Annotated in this window: 13 protein-coding genes; 8 read left to right on the top strand and 5 right to left on the bottom strand. The window is 59.3% G+C overall.

The features are described from left to right. Positions 1-86: 86 nt before the first annotated feature. Positions 87-1,268 (bottom strand): NO-inducible flavohemoprotein, encoded by a 1,182-nt coding sequence (gene hmpA, locus BZL43_RS12030; protein ID WP_095632509.1) that lies wholly within the window; start codon positions 1,266-1,268, stop codon positions 87-89. 148 nt (positions 1,269-1,416) lie between these two features. Between hmpA and norR the strand changes: the two genes are divergently transcribed. From norR to BZL43_RS12060, 5 genes are all read left to right on the top strand, one after another. Continuing rightward, positions 1,417-2,970, top strand: coding sequence for a nitric oxide reductase transcriptional regulator NorR (gene norR, locus BZL43_RS12035; protein WP_095632510.1), 1,554 nt, complete (start codon positions 1,417-1,419; stop codon positions 2,968-2,970). A 288-nt stretch (positions 2,971-3,258) separates the two neighbouring features. Then, positions 3,259-4,161 carry a chemotaxis protein CheV gene (locus BZL43_RS12045; protein WP_095632512.1) on the top strand — a complete coding sequence of 301 codons (903 nt, stop codon included), beginning with the start codon at positions 3,259-3,261 and terminating at the stop codon, positions 4,159-4,161. Between the two features lie 27 nt (positions 4,162-4,188). Next, positions 4,189-4,647: a GNAT family N-acetyltransferase gene (locus BZL43_RS12050; protein WP_095632547.1), complete on the top strand. Its 459-nt coding sequence runs from the start codon at positions 4,189-4,191 to the stop codon at positions 4,645-4,647. 156 nt (positions 4,648-4,803) lie between these two features. Then, positions 4,804-5,130 (top strand): hypothetical protein, encoded by a 327-nt coding sequence (locus BZL43_RS12055; protein ID WP_095632513.1) that lies wholly within the window; start codon positions 4,804-4,806, stop codon positions 5,128-5,130. Positions 5,131-5,213: 83 nt separating this feature from the next. Continuing rightward, positions 5,214-5,963 carry a YkgJ family cysteine cluster protein gene (locus BZL43_RS12060; RefSeq protein WP_095632514.1) on the top strand — a complete coding sequence of 250 codons (750 nt, stop codon included), beginning with the start codon at positions 5,214-5,216 and terminating at the stop codon, positions 5,961-5,963. Between the two features lie 53 nt (positions 5,964-6,016). Here BZL43_RS12060 and BZL43_RS12065 read toward each other — a convergent pair whose 3' ends face one another. Further along, positions 6,017-7,159, bottom strand: coding sequence for a transporter substrate-binding domain-containing protein (locus BZL43_RS12065; RefSeq protein ID WP_095632515.1), 1,143 nt, complete (start codon positions 7,157-7,159; stop codon positions 6,017-6,019). A gap of 141 nt (positions 7,160-7,300) precedes the next feature. Beyond that, on the bottom strand, positions 7,301-7,558 hold the full coding sequence (locus tag BZL43_RS12070) for a hypothetical protein (RefSeq protein WP_007905458.1): 258 nt from the start codon (positions 7,556-7,558) through the stop codon (positions 7,301-7,303). 358 nt (positions 7,559-7,916) lie between these two features. Between BZL43_RS12070 and BZL43_RS12075 the strand changes: the two genes are divergently transcribed. The 3 genes from BZL43_RS12075 (at position 7,917) to BZL43_RS12085 (ending at position 13,923) form a co-directional block, all read left to right on the top strand. After that, positions 7,917-9,077, top strand: coding sequence for an efflux RND transporter periplasmic adaptor subunit (locus BZL43_RS12075; RefSeq protein ID WP_095632516.1), 1,161 nt, complete (start codon positions 7,917-7,919; stop codon positions 9,075-9,077). Further along, the gene (locus BZL43_RS12080; protein WP_095632517.1) at positions 9,074-12,166 is read left to right on the top strand and encodes a multidrug efflux RND transporter permease subunit; all 3,093 of its coding nucleotides are present in this window, start codon (positions 9,074-9,076) and stop codon (positions 12,164-12,166) included. Before BZL43_RS12075 ends, BZL43_RS12080 begins: the two co-directional genes overlap by 4 nt. 260 nt (positions 12,167-12,426) lie before the next feature. Beyond that, positions 12,427-13,923, top strand: coding sequence for a sensor domain-containing diguanylate cyclase (locus BZL43_RS12085; RefSeq protein ID WP_095632518.1), 1,497 nt, complete (start codon positions 12,427-12,429; stop codon positions 13,921-13,923). A 199-nt stretch (positions 13,924-14,122) separates the two neighbouring features. On the opposite strand, the gene lpxC is transcribed toward BZL43_RS12085, so the two are convergent. Beyond that, the gene (lpxC, locus tag BZL43_RS12090) at positions 14,123-15,034 is read right to left on the bottom strand and encodes a UDP-3-O-acyl-N-acetylglucosamine deacetylase (RefSeq protein WP_007939852.1); all 912 of its coding nucleotides are present in this window, start codon (positions 15,032-15,034) and stop codon (positions 14,123-14,125) included. Between the two features lie 112 nt (positions 15,035-15,146). Beyond that, complete coding sequence (ftsZ, locus tag BZL43_RS12095) at positions 15,147-16,340, bottom strand: cell division protein FtsZ (RefSeq protein WP_007939850.1); 1,194 nt, start codon at positions 16,338-16,340, stop codon at positions 15,147-15,149. Positions 16,341-16,401: the final 61 nt, after the last annotated feature.

The following is a 16,401-nucleotide window of genomic DNA, read 5'->3' on the forward strand; positions in this document are numbered from 1 at the left end:
TGCTGACACAAATATGAAAAAGGCCGAGTCGATGCTTCGCCAACAAGCGAAACACCGACCCGGCCCCGCGGGAACCGCCCAGCGAGTTATTCCAGCACGGCAGCCGGCCCGAAGAATTCGTAACGGCTTTGCTTCTCCGGCACGCCCAAGGCCTTGAGGTGACGCTTGATCGCCGCCATGAAGCCTTTAGGCCCCAGGAAGTACGCATCCACGTCACGCTGTTCCGGCAGCCACTCGCCCAGTTGCGCCTGGCTCAACAGGCCAACCTTGTCCGCCGCCGGGCTGATGCCGTCGTCTTCGGCATAGCAATAAAAACGCTTGAGCTGCGGATGACGCTCGGCCAAGCCATCGATCCAGTCACGGAAGGCATGCACGCTACCGTTGCGCGCGCAGTGGATAAAATGCACCGGCCGCTGGGTCGCCAGCGCCGCTTCGAGCATCGGCAATGTCGGAGTAATGCCGACACCGCCACTGATCAGCACCAGCGGTTTGTCGCTGGCGGTCAGGGTGAAATCGCCCGCTGGCGGGAACAGCATGATGCTTGCGCCGACGTGCAGTTGATCGTGCAAATGGTTGGAAGCGCGGCCGCCGGTTTCGCGTTTGACGCTGATGCGGTACTGACCTTTGTTCGCCAGCGCCGACAGCGAATAGTTGCGTCGAATTTCTTCGCCATCGAGGATCAGTTTCATGCCGATGTACTGGCCTGGCTCTGCCGCAAGAATCGGGCCCTTGTCCGCCGGCTCGAAGTAGAACGAGGTGATTTCCGCGCTCTCCTCGACCTTGGCCGCCACGATGAATTCCCGCGCACCACGCCAGCCGCCCGGCGCCTGGGCTTTCTGGTCGTAGATGCTGGCTTCGGCGCCGATCAGGATCTCGGCCAATTGACCATAGGCCGCGCCCCAGGCACTCATCACTTCAGGCGTGGCGATCTCTTCGCCCAGCACTTCGGAGATCGCTCGCAACAGGCAGCTGCCCACAATCGGGTAATGCTCCGGCAGGATTTGCAGGGCCACGTGCTTGTTGATGATTTTGCTCACCAGGTCGCCCAACTGATCGAGCTGGTCGATGTGCCGCGCATACATCAATACACCGTTGGCCAGGGCGCGTGGCTGATCGCCACTGGCTTGGTGAGCCTGGTTGAACAGCGGACGGACTTCCGGGTATTCGGAGAGCATCATGCGATAGAAGTGAGTGATCAACGCTTCGCCGCCGCTTTCCAGCAAGGGCACGGTGGATTTGATAATTGCACGGTCTTGAACGCTAAGCATAAAGGGCGACTCCTGAGCTTTATGTGAATATCTTTCACCTATCAGTTTCCATGCCAACAATTAAACCCTTACAAATCATCAACTTAAAAACGAAGTAGTCATATCGACACGCGACGCTTTATAGTCACACCGACTACACGGAGTCATTATGACTGCAAAATTACTGCTCACGACCCTGCTGCCCCTGGTCTCCGACCTGTCCCGCGAACTGCCCGAAGGCGAGCGTTATCGACGCTTGCTCGAGGCCATGCGTGCCCTGCTCCCGTGCGACGCCGCCGCCCTGCTGCGACTCGATGGCGAATGGCTGGTGCCGCTGGCTGTGGATGGATTGAGCACCGACACCCTCGGTCGACGTTTCAAAGTCAGCGAACACCCGCGCTTCGAAGCGCTGCTCAGCAGTCCCGGCCCAACTCGTTTCGCCGCCGACAGCGATTTGCCCGACCCTTATGACGGTCTGGTCGTCGGCCTTCACGATCACCTGGAAGTCCACGACTGCATGGGCTGCCCGCTGTTTATCGACGAGCGTGCGTGGGGTTTGTTGACCCTCGACGCGCTCGCTCCTGAACGTTTCCAATCGATCGAGCTGGATGCCCTGCAAGCCTTCGCCGGCCTCGCCGCCGCCACGGTCAACGCCGCCGAGCGCATCGAACGACTGGCCAATCGCGTCGAAGACGAACATCAGCGCGCCGAGGTTTACCGTCAGGCCAGCGGCCAGCAGAACCGGGAAATGATCGGCCAGAGCAAGACTTACAAACGATTGATGGAAGAGATCAGCCTGGTGGGCGGCAGCGACCTGACGGTGCTGATCACCGGCGAAACCGGGGTCGGCAAAGAGCTGGTGGCGCAGGCCATTCACGCGGCGTCGCCCCGGGCCGACAAACCGATTATCAGCCTCAATTGCGCTGCCCTGCCCGACACGCTGGTGGAAAGCGAATTGTTCGGCCATGTGCGCGGTGCTTTCACCGGGGCGACGAATGATCGGCGTGGCAAATTCGAACTGGCCAATGGCGGTACGTTGTTCCTCGATGAAGTGGGCGAACTGTCGCTGACGGTGCAAGCCAAATTGCTGCGAGTGTTGCAGAGCGGGCAATTGCAGCGGCTGGGGTCGGACCAGGAACATCAGGTCGACGTACGATTGATTGCCGCGACCAACCGCGATCTGGCCGAAGAAGTGCGCAGCGGTCGCTACCGTGCCGACTTCTATCATCGCCTGAGTGTTTATCCGCTGCTGGTGCCTGCGCTGAGGGATCGCGGTCGGGATGTGTTGTTGCTCAGTGGCTTTTTCCTGGAACAAAACCGCTCACGCATGGGCCTCAACAGCCTGCGCCTGACCAGCGATGCGCAGGCGGCATTGTTGGCCTATGCCTGGCCGGGGAACGTGCGGGAGCTGGAACATTTGATTGGTCGCAGTGCGTTGAAGGCGCTGGGTAACTGCAAGCAACGGCCAAAAATTCTCAGCTTGAGCGCGGCGGATCTGGACTTGCCCAACGCCAGCATTGAACCGGCGCCAGAACCGCAGGTTGCGGCACCGACGGCTGCATTAATTACAGGGGATTTGCGTAAAGCCACCGAACATTATCAGCGCCAACTGATCAGCGCTTGCCTGGAACGGCACCAGAACAACTGGGCCAGTGCGGCGCGGGAGCTGGGTCTGGATCGGGCGAACCTTGGACGAATGGCCAAGCGGTTGGGGATGAAGTAACCCCGGCATCATGGTTAGGAACTTCTGTGGCGAGGGGGCTTGCCCCCGTTCGGCCGCGAAGCGGTCGTGAAACCAGCGATGAGGTTGTACTCTGGAAAAAACGGGAGCGCTTCGCACTCCAACGGGGGCAAGCCCCCTCGCCACAGGCAAGCCCCCTCGCCACAGGGGTTTGTTTGGGCGGCAATGGGGATTACTCCTAAAGCCTGCCTCCGCCAAGTCGATAACCCGGCATCGATAGCTGTTGGCGATCGCACAATCGCCCATCACCTTTTTCCACAGAAGGTTTTTATGTCTTCCAACAAAGCCCGCGCAGATTCACTTTCGCTTCTGCTGTTTACCTTGCGCAGCGGCAAGCTGATGGCGATCAACCTGCTGAAAGTCAGCGAAATCATCCCCTGCCCGCCGCTGACCAGGCTGCCGGAGTCGCACCCTCACGTCAAAGGCATCGCCACCCTGCGCGGCGCATCGCTGTCGGTGATCGACCTGAGCCGCGCCATCGGCGAGCGACCGCTGGAAGACCCGAACGGTGGCTGCCTGATCGTCACCGACGTCAGCCGCTCCAAGCAGGGCTTGCACGTTCAAGCAGTGAGCAAGATCGTCCATTGCCTGACCACCGACATCCGTCCACCGCCCTTCGGCTCCGGTGGCGTGCGTTCGTACATCACTGGCGTGACCTCTGTCGACGGCACGCTGGTGCAAGTGCTGGACATCGAAAAGGTCATCCACGGCATCGCGCCGGCGCAGATCGAAACGGCCCCGACCGAATTGAGCATGGAAGACGCCGAAGTCCTCGGCAACGCACGAATCCTGGTGGTCGATGACAGCCAGGTCGCCCTGCAACAATCGGTACACACCCTGCGCAACCTCGGCCTGCAATGCCACACCGCTCGCAGCGCCAGGGAAGCCATCGACTGCCTGCTGGACCTGCAAGGCACCGCCCAGCAAATCAACCTGATCGTCTCCGATATCGAAATGTCGGAAATGGACGGCTATGCCCTCACTCGCACATTGCGCGAAACCCCGGACTTCTCGCACCTCTATGTATTGCTGCACACCTCGCTGGACAGCGCGATGAACAGCGAGAAGGCTCGACTGGCCGGAGCCAACGCGGTGCTGACCAAATTCTCCTCACCGGAACTGACCAAATGCCTGATCGCGGCGGCCAGGGCCGTCACTGAACAAGGTCATTGAGTGGTGGCCGAGACCTTTTGTTTTCTGATGCGGCGCAACCTCGCTGAGGATGTGCCGCCTTTCACTTGGCCAAACGGCATTGAGTTGACCCAATACCGTCCCGAGCTCGCTGAAGCCGTTCATCATTTGATGGAACTGGGCTATCGGGAAGGTAGCGGTCGCGTACCGGCGCTGGAAGTCTGGCAACAGCGTTTCGAAACCGATCCCGAATACGATCCGTCCCTGTGCTTCATCGCGATCGACGCCGAAGGAATCGTCGGCGTCGCCCAGTGCTGGACCAGTGCCTACATCAAGAGCCTGGTGGTGCATCCGCGCGCTCAAGGCCTCGGACTTGGCCGTGCGCTGCTACTCAATGCTTTCAAGGTGTTTCAGCAACGCCGCGAAGGCTACGTGGATCTGAAGGTGCTGGAAAATAACCTCCGGGCCCAGCGTTTGTACGAAAGTGCCGGGATGTATGTGGTCCGCCGGGAGCCGGTTCCAACCTGACACCGCCTTCGCGGGCAAGCCTCGCTCCTACAGGTTCGGTGAACGATACATGACCTGTGCAGGAGCGAGGCTTGCCCGCGAAGAGGCCCGCACAACCATCCAAAACCATCAGGCATACTCCGACCTCGGCCACCACACGCCAAGGATGCCCAAACCATGAAAGCCACCACCCTGACCTTCCTCTGCCTCACTGCCCTCACCACCCAAGCCCATGCCTCCAGCCCCGATGCCTGGGCCACCCACGACAAAGCCGTGCTCGCCAGTTGCACCAAAACCAGCGGCCTGAAAAACGTCAAACCCGTCGGCAACGTCGCGCAATTCGATGACCGGGTCGGATATACCGCGCTCCTGCTGCAAGGCCAGTACCCGCAGAAACACATGAAAGACCAGCAAGGCACTGAGCTGTGCCTCTACAACAAGAAAAGCAAAACCGCCTATGTGACCGAGTGGGACTCCATCCGCCCACCCGCAAAAGCGCAGTGACTGGCGCATAACTTGCTTCGGCCCAGGCCTTTGCGGTGGCTTTTTGTCGCCATTTCATACCTTCAAAGGTGACTGGCCGTTCCATGAATACAACGTTTTCCTGCGTAGGTTGTGGCAAATGCTGCAACGACCACCACGTGCCCCTGACACTGGCCGAAGCCCGGATGTGGGCGGCTGACGGCGGTCAGGTGATCGTGCTGGTGGAGGCCTTTCTCGCCAATGGCCTGGGCCTGCCCACGCAGCAACGCGAACACGCCGAACGCCGCTCGGTGGTGGTTCGAAGCGGCGCCTGCCAGGCGCATGTGGCGATCACCTTTGCCGCCTACAACGTCGGCCCCTGCCGTAATCTTGACGAAGACAACCTCTGCCGTATCTACGAACGCCGACCGCTGGTATGCCGCATCTACCCGATGGAAATCAACCCGCACATCCCGCTCAACCCGGCAATCAAGGAATGCCCGCCCGAGTCCTGGGAAGCAGGGCCGGATTTGATCATCGGGGGTGAGTTGGTGGATCAGCAACTGACGGAATTGATCCAGCGCTCCCGTCAGGCCGATCGCGATGAGATTCAGACCAAGGAGGCGATTTGCGCGTTATTGGGGATTCGGACGACAGCATTGAAGGGTGATGGCTTTACCGCTTATTTGCCGGATATGAACGCGTTTGCCACGGTCATCGATCAGGTTTCAACGCAATCGCAGATAAAGTCGAGCAGTGACTGGCTGTTTCACGTGTCGGGTGAAGATATTGCCAGGCAAGTGCAAGCAGCGGGTGCACAGGTGGCAACCGATACACCGGTCAGCTATGGGTTTATTTCGTTGCGGGCAGCTTGAAACACTTAACCACTGCACAACATTGGTTGCGCAGCGGTTTGTCTGATGGTGAATCAGCGAGCAGCAACCGCAAGGCATTCGATTTCCACTCGAGCATTCGCCAGCAGTTTTTTAGCCGCGAACGTTGTCCGGGCAGGTAGGCGATCGGCCGGGAAAGCCTGGCGGTATACCGCATTCATGGCATCGAAGTCTTTGATATCGGCCAGTATGACCGTGCATTTGGCCACATGAGAGAGGGAAGAGCCTCGGCGTTGCAGTTCGGTGCGCAGGTTCTCCATGGCCTGGGTCATTTGCGGGCCAATCCCGCCCTTGACCAGTTGGCCATCGGCATCCAGACCGAGCATCCCGGAAAGATAAAGGGTCTCACCGGCCTGTACCGCATCGGAAAATGGCAAGCCTTCTTCATTCGGAAAGTAACGTGGGGAATCAGGTACTGCTGGCGGCAAGTAGCGCTCGGTAATCGCTTGGTACTGACCATTGTGCTTGAGGCGCTCAAGGGCCGCATTCAGGTTATCGCGCAAGCGGGTGTCGCTTTTGCGCACTGCCATCGCCACACCATTGCCCAGCATCGGATCATTGAGGGCGGGACTGGCGAAGTCGAACGCCTGCCCCTGAGGTTGGCTTAGCAACGCTTGAGTGATTTCGATGGAGTCTTGCAGCGTGGCATCGATCTCACCCGCCAGAAGACTGGCAATCAACTGATCGTTGAATTGAAAACTGCGCACCGTTACACCTGCGTCCGCCCAACGCGCCTTGGCGAACGCTTCACGACTGGTACCCGCCAGCACGCCGATACGTTTGCCTTTGAGCGATTGCACATCCGTTTGCAACGTCGCGCCTTTGCGCGCTACCAGACGGCTGTTCAGGGGATAAAGATTGTCGGTGAAATCGACCCGTTCGCGCCGCGCCTGTGTAGCCGTCATCGGCATGATCACGTCGAAGCGGCCGGCTTCAAGGGCAGGGAGGTTAGTCGCGTAATCCTGATCGATCCAGACACAGCGGGATTCGAGTTCAGCACACAATGCGTTGCCCAACTCGATGTTCAATCCGACCAGCTCACCTTTGTCGTTACGGCTCTCGAACGGTGGAACCAGGGCTTCGACCCCGAAGCGGATCTGCGGATCGACCGCAGAGGACACGCAGCCGGAGGTCAGGGCCACCAGAGAGAGCAGGGACAGGGTTTTCAGCAGAGACATCTGGCGACCTTCATCAAAAATTCACAGGGCGTGAATTCTTGACAAATGACAACCGCCTTTCCTAGAGGAGTAATCGCGCGTCCTTGTGGGAACTGTCTCATTGGCGGGAGGAATAATTACCCGCCAACATATGCCTGATTCTCAGCGCTTACCCATCGAACGACGAGTGCCAGGAGGTGCTGCCCCCGGGGTTTTGGTATGGCCATTCTTGGCGCCGTTCTTGTACCAAGGCTGGCTGGCATTTTTCGCCGCGGCCAATTCACCTGGCTTGAACGGAAACTTGAATGCCGGGATCGCTGCTTTGGTTTCGCTGTCTGCGCTGGAGTCGACGCTGTCTGGCAGGTCTGCCTGGTCGTCGCTCAAAGCGTCGGCAACCGGCGGTTGGGTCGGGGAAGTCATGAAAGCTCCGGGTGATGCTCAAAGAGTCGGGCCCGGTAGGCGAGCCGCGAAAGGCGGCAGTATACCTGTGTCCGGAGCCGCAAGCTGCAGTGGGTCAGTCGGGTTTTGTGTTGACCGACCTGCCGCTATCGCGGGCAAGCCCGCTCCTACAGTGGAGCGGTGCACCCGCCATCACCATCATTAGGCCGAGCGTTAGCTCGCCTTCAGCTTTTGATCAGGGGGAATCCGCATCAATCCAAAGAGGTCCAAACTGACAGCGCCGTCAGTTACCAGTCACTCTCCTGACGGGCGAACAGGTTTATAAAGGAAGGTATAAACCTGATAACACTCCGACCACTCTGCCCGGCGCCCCACTCGCATGCGAATTCAGAAAAAAATCGCCCTGTTCGCCGCCCTTCTGATCACCCTGGCAGCGCTGGGCGTGTGGTACGCCGCCAAACCCGCCACGACCAAATTGGCCCCTTCCACCGCCATTCCCGTGCGAGTGGTCAGCGTCGCCGAAAAAGACGTGCCCCGCTACATCAGCGGCATTGGCTCGGTGTTGTCGTTGCACAGCGTGGTCGTGCGTCCGCAGATCGACGGCATCCTCACCAAGCTGCTGGTCAAGGAAGGCCAATTGGTGAACAAAGGTGATCTGCTGGCCATGATCGACGACCGCTCGATCCGCGCCAGCCTCGACCAGGCCCGGGCGCAACTGGGTGAAAGTCAGGCGCAACTGCAAGTGGCTCAGGTCAACCTCAAACGCTACAAGCTGCTGAGCGTCGACGACGGCGTGTCCAAGCAGACCTATGACCAGCAACAAGCTCTGGTCAACCAACTCAAAGCCACCGCCCAAGGCAATCAGGCCTCGATCGACGCCGCTCTGGTTCAGCTTTCCTACACACAGATTCGCTCCCCGGTCACCGGTCGCGTCGGTATTCGCACGGTGGACGAAGGCAATTTCCTGCGCATGAGCGACACCCAAGGCTTGTTCACGGTGACCCAGATCGACCCGATCGCCGTGGAATTTTCCCTGCCGCAACACCTGTTGCCGACCCTGCAAGGCCTGATCAACGATCCCCAGCACACGCCGGTCAAGGCCTACATCGGTGCCGACACCGACGGCGAAACCGGCAACCTGCTAGGCGAGGGCCGCCTGACCCTGATCGACAACCAGATCAACGCCAACACCGGGACCATCCGCGCCAAGGCCGAGTTCGCCAACCCCGCCCAGAAACTCTGGCCAGGCCTGCTGGTAACGGTAAAAATTCAGACAGCACTGGATAAAAATGCGCTGGTGGTTCCGCCCTCCGTCGTACAACGTGGCCCCGATCAACATTTTGTCTATCGGGTCAACGGCGATAAGGTCGAAGCCGTTCAGGTGCAGATGGTTTACCAAGGCAGCGGCCAAGACCTCATCAAAGGCGTGAAAGCGGGCGATGTGCTGGTCAGCGACGGGCATTCGCGGCTCAAACCGGGTTCCACCGTGCAGGTGGTGACCGAGCCGCCGCAAGTGGTGCAATCGGAGCCGAAACCATGAAGGGCCATGGCTCGATTTCCGCATGGTGCATCGATCATCCGGTGGCGACGGTCCTGCTGACCTTTGCCTTGGTACTGCTCGGTGTCATCGCCTTCCCGCGACTGTCGATTGCGCCACTGCCGGAAGCGGAATTCCCGACCATCCAGGTCGCCGCGCAATTGCCCGGTGCCAACCCCGAAACCATGGCCTCGTCGGTGGCCACACCGCTTGAAGTGCAATTCAGCGCCATCCCCGGCGTGACCCAGATGACCTCGAGCAGCGCCCTGGGCTCGACCATTCTGACCTTGCAATTCACCCTCGAAAAAAGCATCGACACCGCCGCGCAGGAAGTCCAGGCCGCGATCAACACCGCCGCCGGCAAACTGCCCAAAGACATGCCGAACCTGCCGAACTGGAGAAAGGTCAACCCGGCCGACAGCCCGGTGCTGATCCTCAGCATCAACTCGCCGCAAATGCCCGGCACCGAAGTCAGTGACCTGGTGGAAACCCTGCTCGCCCGTCAGATCAGCCAGATCGACGGCGTAGGCAATATCAACATCACCGGTCAGCAACGTCCGGCGATCCGCGTACAGGCGTCAGCGGACAAACTCGCCGCCATCGGCCTGACCCTGGCGGACATTCGCCTGGCGATCCAGCAGACCAGCCTCAACCTGGCCAAGGGTGCGTTGTATGGCGAGTCGAGCATTTCGACCTTGTCCACCAACGACCAATTGTTCCACCCCGAGGAATACGGTCAGCTGATTGTTTCCTACAAGGACGGCGCACCGGTTCATCTCAAGGATGTAGCGAAAGTCGTCAACGGTTCGGAAGACGCCTACATTCAGGCCTGGGCTGACGGTCAGCCGGGGGTGAACCTGGTGATTTTCCGGCAACCGGGGGCCAACATCGTCGAGACCGTCGACCGTATTCAAGCGGCCCTGCCGACGCTGGAGGCCATGCTGCCGGCCTCGGTGCAGGTCAAGGTGTTGGTCGACCGCACCCAGACCATCCGCGCTTCGTTGCATGAAGTGGAAGTCACTCTGCTGATCGCGATCCTGCTGGTGGTCGCGGTGATGGCGCTGTTCCTGCGGCAGTTATCGGCGACCCTGATCGTGGCCTCGGTGCTCGGTGTGTCGCTGATCGCCAGTTTCGCCCTGATGTACATCATGGGCTTCAGCCTGAATAACCTGACGCTGGTGGCGATCGTGGTGTCCGTCGGGTTTGTGGTGGACGATGCGATTGTGGTGGTGGAAAACATTCACCGTCACCTGGAAGCCGGCGACGGTATGCGCGAAGCGGCCATCAAGGGCGCCGGCGAAATCGGTTTTACTGTGGTTTCCATCAGCTTCTCGCTGGTGGCGGCGTTCATTCCGCTGCTGTTCATGGGCGGTGTGGTCGGGCGGCTGTTCAAGGAGTTCGCCCTGACCGCCACCTCGACCATCATGATTTCCGTGGTGGTGTCCCTGACACTTGCGCCGACGTTGGCCGCGCTATTCATGCGTGCGCCGGAACACAGCCGATCGGGCTTCGGCGAGCGCTTGCTGGCGCTTTATGAAAAAGGCTTGCGCCGCGCCCTCGCCCATCAGAAGTTGATGATCGGTGTATTCGGTCTATCGCTGGGGCTGGCCATCGCCGGTTACATCTTTATCCCTAAAGGCTTCTTCCCGGTACAAGACACCGGTTTCGTTCTTGGCACCACCGAAGCGGCGGCAGACATTTCCTACGGCAACATGGTGAAAAAACACTTGGCGATGGCCGAAATCGTCGCCGCCGATCCCGCCGTAGCGACGTTCTCCCACTCGGTCGGCGTTGCGGGCAGCAACCAGACCATTGCCAACGGCCGCTTCTGGATTTCGCTGAAAAAACGCAGCGAGCGGGACGTATCGGCCAGTCAATTCATCGACCGGATTCGTCCACAACTGATGAAAGTCCCGGGCATCGTGCTGTACCTGCGCGCCGGGCAAGACATCAACCTCAGCGCCGGCCCGAGCCGCGCGCAGTACCAATATGTGCTCAAGAGCAACGACGGGGCACTCCTGAGCACCTGGACCCAGCGCCTGACGGAAAAACTGCGCGCCAACCCGGCGTTCCGCGATATTTCCAATGACCTGCAATTGGGCGGCAGCATCACCCACATCAGCATCGACCGTAGCGCGGCGGCGCGTTTCGGCCTGACCGCCAGCGATGTCGATGAAGCGCTGTATGACGCCTTCGGCCAGCGGCAGATAAACGAGTTCCAGACCCAGACCAACCAATACAATGTGATTCTGGAACTGGACACCAAGCAGCGCGGCAAGGCCGAAAGCCTCAACTATTTCTACCTGCGTTCGCCGCTGAGCGGGGAAATGGTGCCGCTGTCGGCCCTGGCGAAATTCGAGGCGCCCACCATCGGCCCGTTGTCCATCGCTCACGACGGGATGTTCCCGGCGGCCAACCTGTCGTTCAACCTGGCGCCCGGCGTCGCGCTCGGCGATGCGGTGATTATGCTCAACCAAGCCAAGACCGATATCGGTATGCCGGTGGCCATCAGCGGTAATTTCCAGGGGGCGGCCCAGGCGTTCCAAAGTTCATTGGCCAGCCAGCCGTGGCTGATTCTGGCGGCGCTGCTGGCGGTGTACATCATTCTTGGCGTTCTGTACGAAAGCTTCGTGCACCCGCTGACGATCATTTCGACGCTGCCCTCGGCGGGGCTCGGGGCGGTGATCATGCTGTGGATCTGCGGCCAGGACTTTTCGATCATGGCGCTGATCGGGCTGGTGCTGCTGATCGGTATCGTCAAGAAAAACGGCATCCTGATGATCGATTTCGCGCTGGACGCCCAGCGCAACCGTGGCCTGATGCCGGAAGAGGCGATCTATGAGGCCTGTATGACGCGGTTCCGGCCAATCATCATGACCACCCTCGCCGCCCTGCTCGGCGCCCTGCCGCTGATGCTCGGCTACGGCACCGGCGCCGAACTGCGCCAGCCATTGGGCATCGCCGTGGTCGGCGGTTTGCTGGTGAGCCAGGCGCTGACGCTGTTCACCACGCCGGTCATCTACTTATGGCTCGAGCGGATATTCCATCGGCCTAAACCCGCACCGCTGTCGGCGCTGGCAACCACGGACTGAGGTGGGGTCTCACGCGGTTCAGGGGCCGCTTCGCAGCCCAACGGGGGCGAGCCCCCTCGCCACAAACTACCGAGCCAGGGTAATTATCGACTACCCACTGAATGTCTTCTAAGCTTCAATTAGCAAAAGGCCAGCATGTTTTGCTGGCCTTTTTTTTATCCGGCATTTATACAGGCGCTCTGGACGCGACCGGTTTCTGGGACTCTGCCCGATTGTTGTAAAAGAACTTTCATAACGCCTTATTTGCAGAAGTCAGAACCATGAGTGTGAGCAGTGCGAAATCTCAACATCCGATCCGTTCGACACGATCGGAGCGGCTTCTGGTTCTGGGTAGTTTGTTGTTGGTGATTGCGATACTGAGCATCGTGGCGTTCCTGCTGATCCGTGAACGCGCCAATGCCGAATTGTCCGCCGCTCGTGCCGCCAACAATATCGTGCAATTGATCGATGCCGACGTCCTGCGCAATGTCGAACTCTATGATGTGTCCCTGCTGGGTTTGATCGCTGCCTCCCAGCGAGAAGACCTCAAGAGCGTGTCCCCGGCCATTCGCCATCTGGCCTATTTCGACCGTGCCACTGCCGCGCCCTACAAAGGCAACATTTTGTTGCTCGACAACAAGGGCGACGTGATCGCCGACTCGGCCTCGGTTGAGCCCAGGCAAGGCAACTATGCCGATCGTGAATTCTTCCAGTCTCACGTGGATAACCCGGACCCGGGTATGTTCATCAGTCCCCCCTTCAGAGCCCGGTCGCCGGAACAGGATTGGCGAATCAGTTTCAGCCGCCGGGTGAACGGCCCCCACGGTGAGTTCCTGGGTGTGGCCGAAGCCGCCATGCGCTTGAGTTACTTCGATCAGTTGTTCAACAGCTTGAACATCGGGCGCGACAGCACGGTCAATCTGATCAGCAAGGACGGGACACTTCTGGCTCAACAACCACAACTGGCCGAAGAGCTGATCGGCAAGAACTTCAGTCACCGTCCCAATTTCCAGCGCATCGTCAAAGAAGGCAACGGCAGCTTCACCAGCCTGTCCAGCCGCTACCAGGAAAAGCGCTTGTACACGTTCTCCAAGGTCGGGAACTTGCCGTTGATCGTCATCGTTGCGCTATCGAGCGATGAAGTCTTTGCGGCGTGGAAGCGCACTGCCGTGGTGGTCAGCTTTGCGACCATTGCCCTGTGTGTGAGCTTGCTGTGGCTGACCTGGTTGCTCTGCCGGGAATTGCGTCGACGCCAAAGCGCCGAGCATGAACTGTCACAACTGGCCGCTACCGACCCCTTGACCGGCCTGGCCAACCGTCGAAGCCTGGATCAGGCCTTGCACCATGAATGGTTTCGCGCCCAACGTTCCGGCCTGCCCTTGTCGGTGCTGATGATCGATGTCGATCACTTCAAGGCGTACAACGATCGCCATGGCCATCAGGGCGGCGATGATGCCCTGCGCTGGGTAGCCAAGGTGATCAGCACCCATGTTCGACGGCCGGCGGACCTGGTTGCCCGTTACGGTGGCGAGGAGTTTTCGGTGATTCTGGCTGAAACCGACAGCGTTGGCGCGCAACAGATTGCCGACACCATTCGCGCAGCCGTGGAGCAGCTGCCATTGGTGGGGGACGATGCATCGCCGATTACTGTCAGTATTGGTATCAGCACCTGGACGACGGCATCCGATATCAGCCTGGAGCAGTTGTTGTATAGGGCAGACAAGGCGCTGTATCAGGCCAAGGAAAGTGGTCGGAATCGGGTGGTTGCAGCAGACTGAGATCTACGGTGTGGCGGCCGGCCTCTTCGCGGGCAAGCCTCGCTCCTACGAAGTGTGGAAATTAAATGCGCCGCTGTCCCGTAGGAGCGAGGCTTGCCCGCGAAGAGGCCATGGCAGACACCACAAAACACCACTTTCCCGCCCCCATAAAAAAAGGCCACCCGAAGGTAGCCTTTAAAAAACTAGAGAGGTTTTTTGCTTACACGGCCGCAACAGGACGCATGTAAGAGATCGGTGCAGTGCTGGCGTCTTCGAACGTCACGACTTCCCAAGCATCTGTCTGCTCAATCAACTTGCGCAGCAGCTGGTTGTTCAATGCATGTCCGGACTTGAAGCCCTTGAACTCACCAATCAGGCTATTGCCCAGCAGGTAGAGGTCACCAATTGCATCGAGGATCTTGTGCTTCACGAATTCGTCTTCATAGCGAAGGCCATCTTCGTTCAGTACACCATCCGCGTCGACCACGATTGCGTTTTCAACGCTGCCGCCGAGTGCGAGGTTGTGCTTGCGCAGGTACTCGATGTCACTCATGAAACCAAAGGTACGGGCGCGGCTGACTTCTTTTACGAACGAAGTGCTGGAAAAATCCACGCTTGCACTTTGTGTGCGGTCACGGAAAACCGGGTGATCGAAATCGATCTCGAAGCTCACCTTGAAACCTTCGAAAGGGACGAAAGTGGCGCGCTTGTCGCCGTCTTCCACTGTCACTTCCCGCAGGATCCGGATGAACTTCTTGGCGGCGTCCTGTTCTTCCAGGCCGGCCGATTGAATCAGGAATACGAAGGGTCCAGCGCTACCATCCATGATCGGGACTTCGGACGCGGAGAGCTCGACGTAGGCGTTATCGATGCCCAGGCCAGCCATGGCCGAGAGCAGGTGCTCCACCGTGTCCACTTTGACGTCACCGTTAACAAGCGTGGTCGACATAGTGGTTTCGCCAACGTTTTCCGCGCGGGCAGGAATCTGCACCACAGGGTCGAGGTCAGCACGACAAAACACAATGCCGGTGTCGACGGGCGCTGGCTTGAGGGTCAGGTAGACCTTCTCCCCGGAGTGCAGGCCGACACCTGTGGCACGGATAATATTCTTCAGGGTGCGTTGTTTTATCATGGCATGGGCCGCTTCAGCGCAAATTGCGAACTGGTATCAACAAAGGCTGGCGATGATAGCAGACCAGACCTTTGCTGAACACCAATCACCCTAATACCCCTGATACATTTCATCAATCGGCCTGACGACGCAGGAAAGCCGGGATGTCCAGGTAGTCCAGGTCATCTTGCGGGTTCATCTTCGCGGCAGTCGCAGCACCGGCCTGAGCCTGGTTGCGCATGACGGTCGGACGGTCCAGGTCACGGTAATTCACCGCAGGCTGTTCCTGACGAACAGGGGCTTGTTGTTGTGGCTGGGAGGCCATCGAGGTGTGAACGGTATTGTCGATGACCTTGACAGGCTTCTCGATTTTAGCGCCTAAACCGGTGGCTACAACAGTCACATGCAGCTCGTCGCGCATGTCCGGATCGATAACGGTACCGACCTTGACCATCGCGTGCTCGGAAGCGAAGGCTTCGATGATGCTACCCACGTCGGAGTACTCACCCAGGGACAGGTCAGGACCGGCGGTGATGTTCACCAGGATGCCGCGTGCGCCTTGCAGGTTCACGTCTTCGAGCAACGGGTTGCGAATAGCCGCCTCGGTGGCTTCGCGCGCACGGTTCGGACCGCTGGCGCAGCCAGTGCCCATCATCGCCATGCCCATTTCGGACATCACGGTGCGTACGTCGGCGAAGTCAACGTTGATCATGCCCGGACGCTTGATGATGTCGGAGATACCGCGAACGGCACCGGCCAGTACATCGTCAGCCTTGGCGAAAGCCGACAGCAGGCTGGCGTCTTTACCGAGGATGGTCAACAGCTTCTCGTTGGGAATGGTGATCAACGAGTCGACGCTTTCAGACAGCAGACGAATACCTTCGTCGGCGAGCTGCATGCGCTTGCGACCTTCGAACGGGAACGGACGGGTCACTACCGCTACGGTGAGGATCCCCATTTCCTTGGCCACTTCGGCAATGATTGGCGCAGCACCGGTACCGGTACCACCGCCCATGCCGGTAGTGATGAACACCATGTTGGTGCCCTGCAGGACTTCGGCAATGCGCTCACGGTCCTCGAGAGCGGCCTGACGACCTACTTCAGGGTTGGCACCGGCGCCCAGACCTTTGGTCACGCTGGTACCCAGTTGCAGGATGGTCCGCGCGCTGATGCTTTTCAGCGCCTGGGCATCAGTGTTGGCGCAGATGAATTCAACGCCTTCAATGTTGCTCTTGACCATGTGATTGACAGCGTTGCCGCCGCCACCGCCAACACCGATAACTTTAATTACCGGGCTTGCGGGGATGTTGTCTACGAGTTCGAACATGTTCCCTCTCCTTACGTTCTCTAGTTTTTTTCGCCTACTGCGTTTTGCTGCTTTTACCGCA

Origin of the sequence: Pseudomonas sp. PICF141, assembly GCF_002286815.1 — a bacterium.
GTDB lineage: Bacteria > Pseudomonadota > Gammaproteobacteria > Pseudomonadales > Pseudomonadaceae > Aquipseudomonas.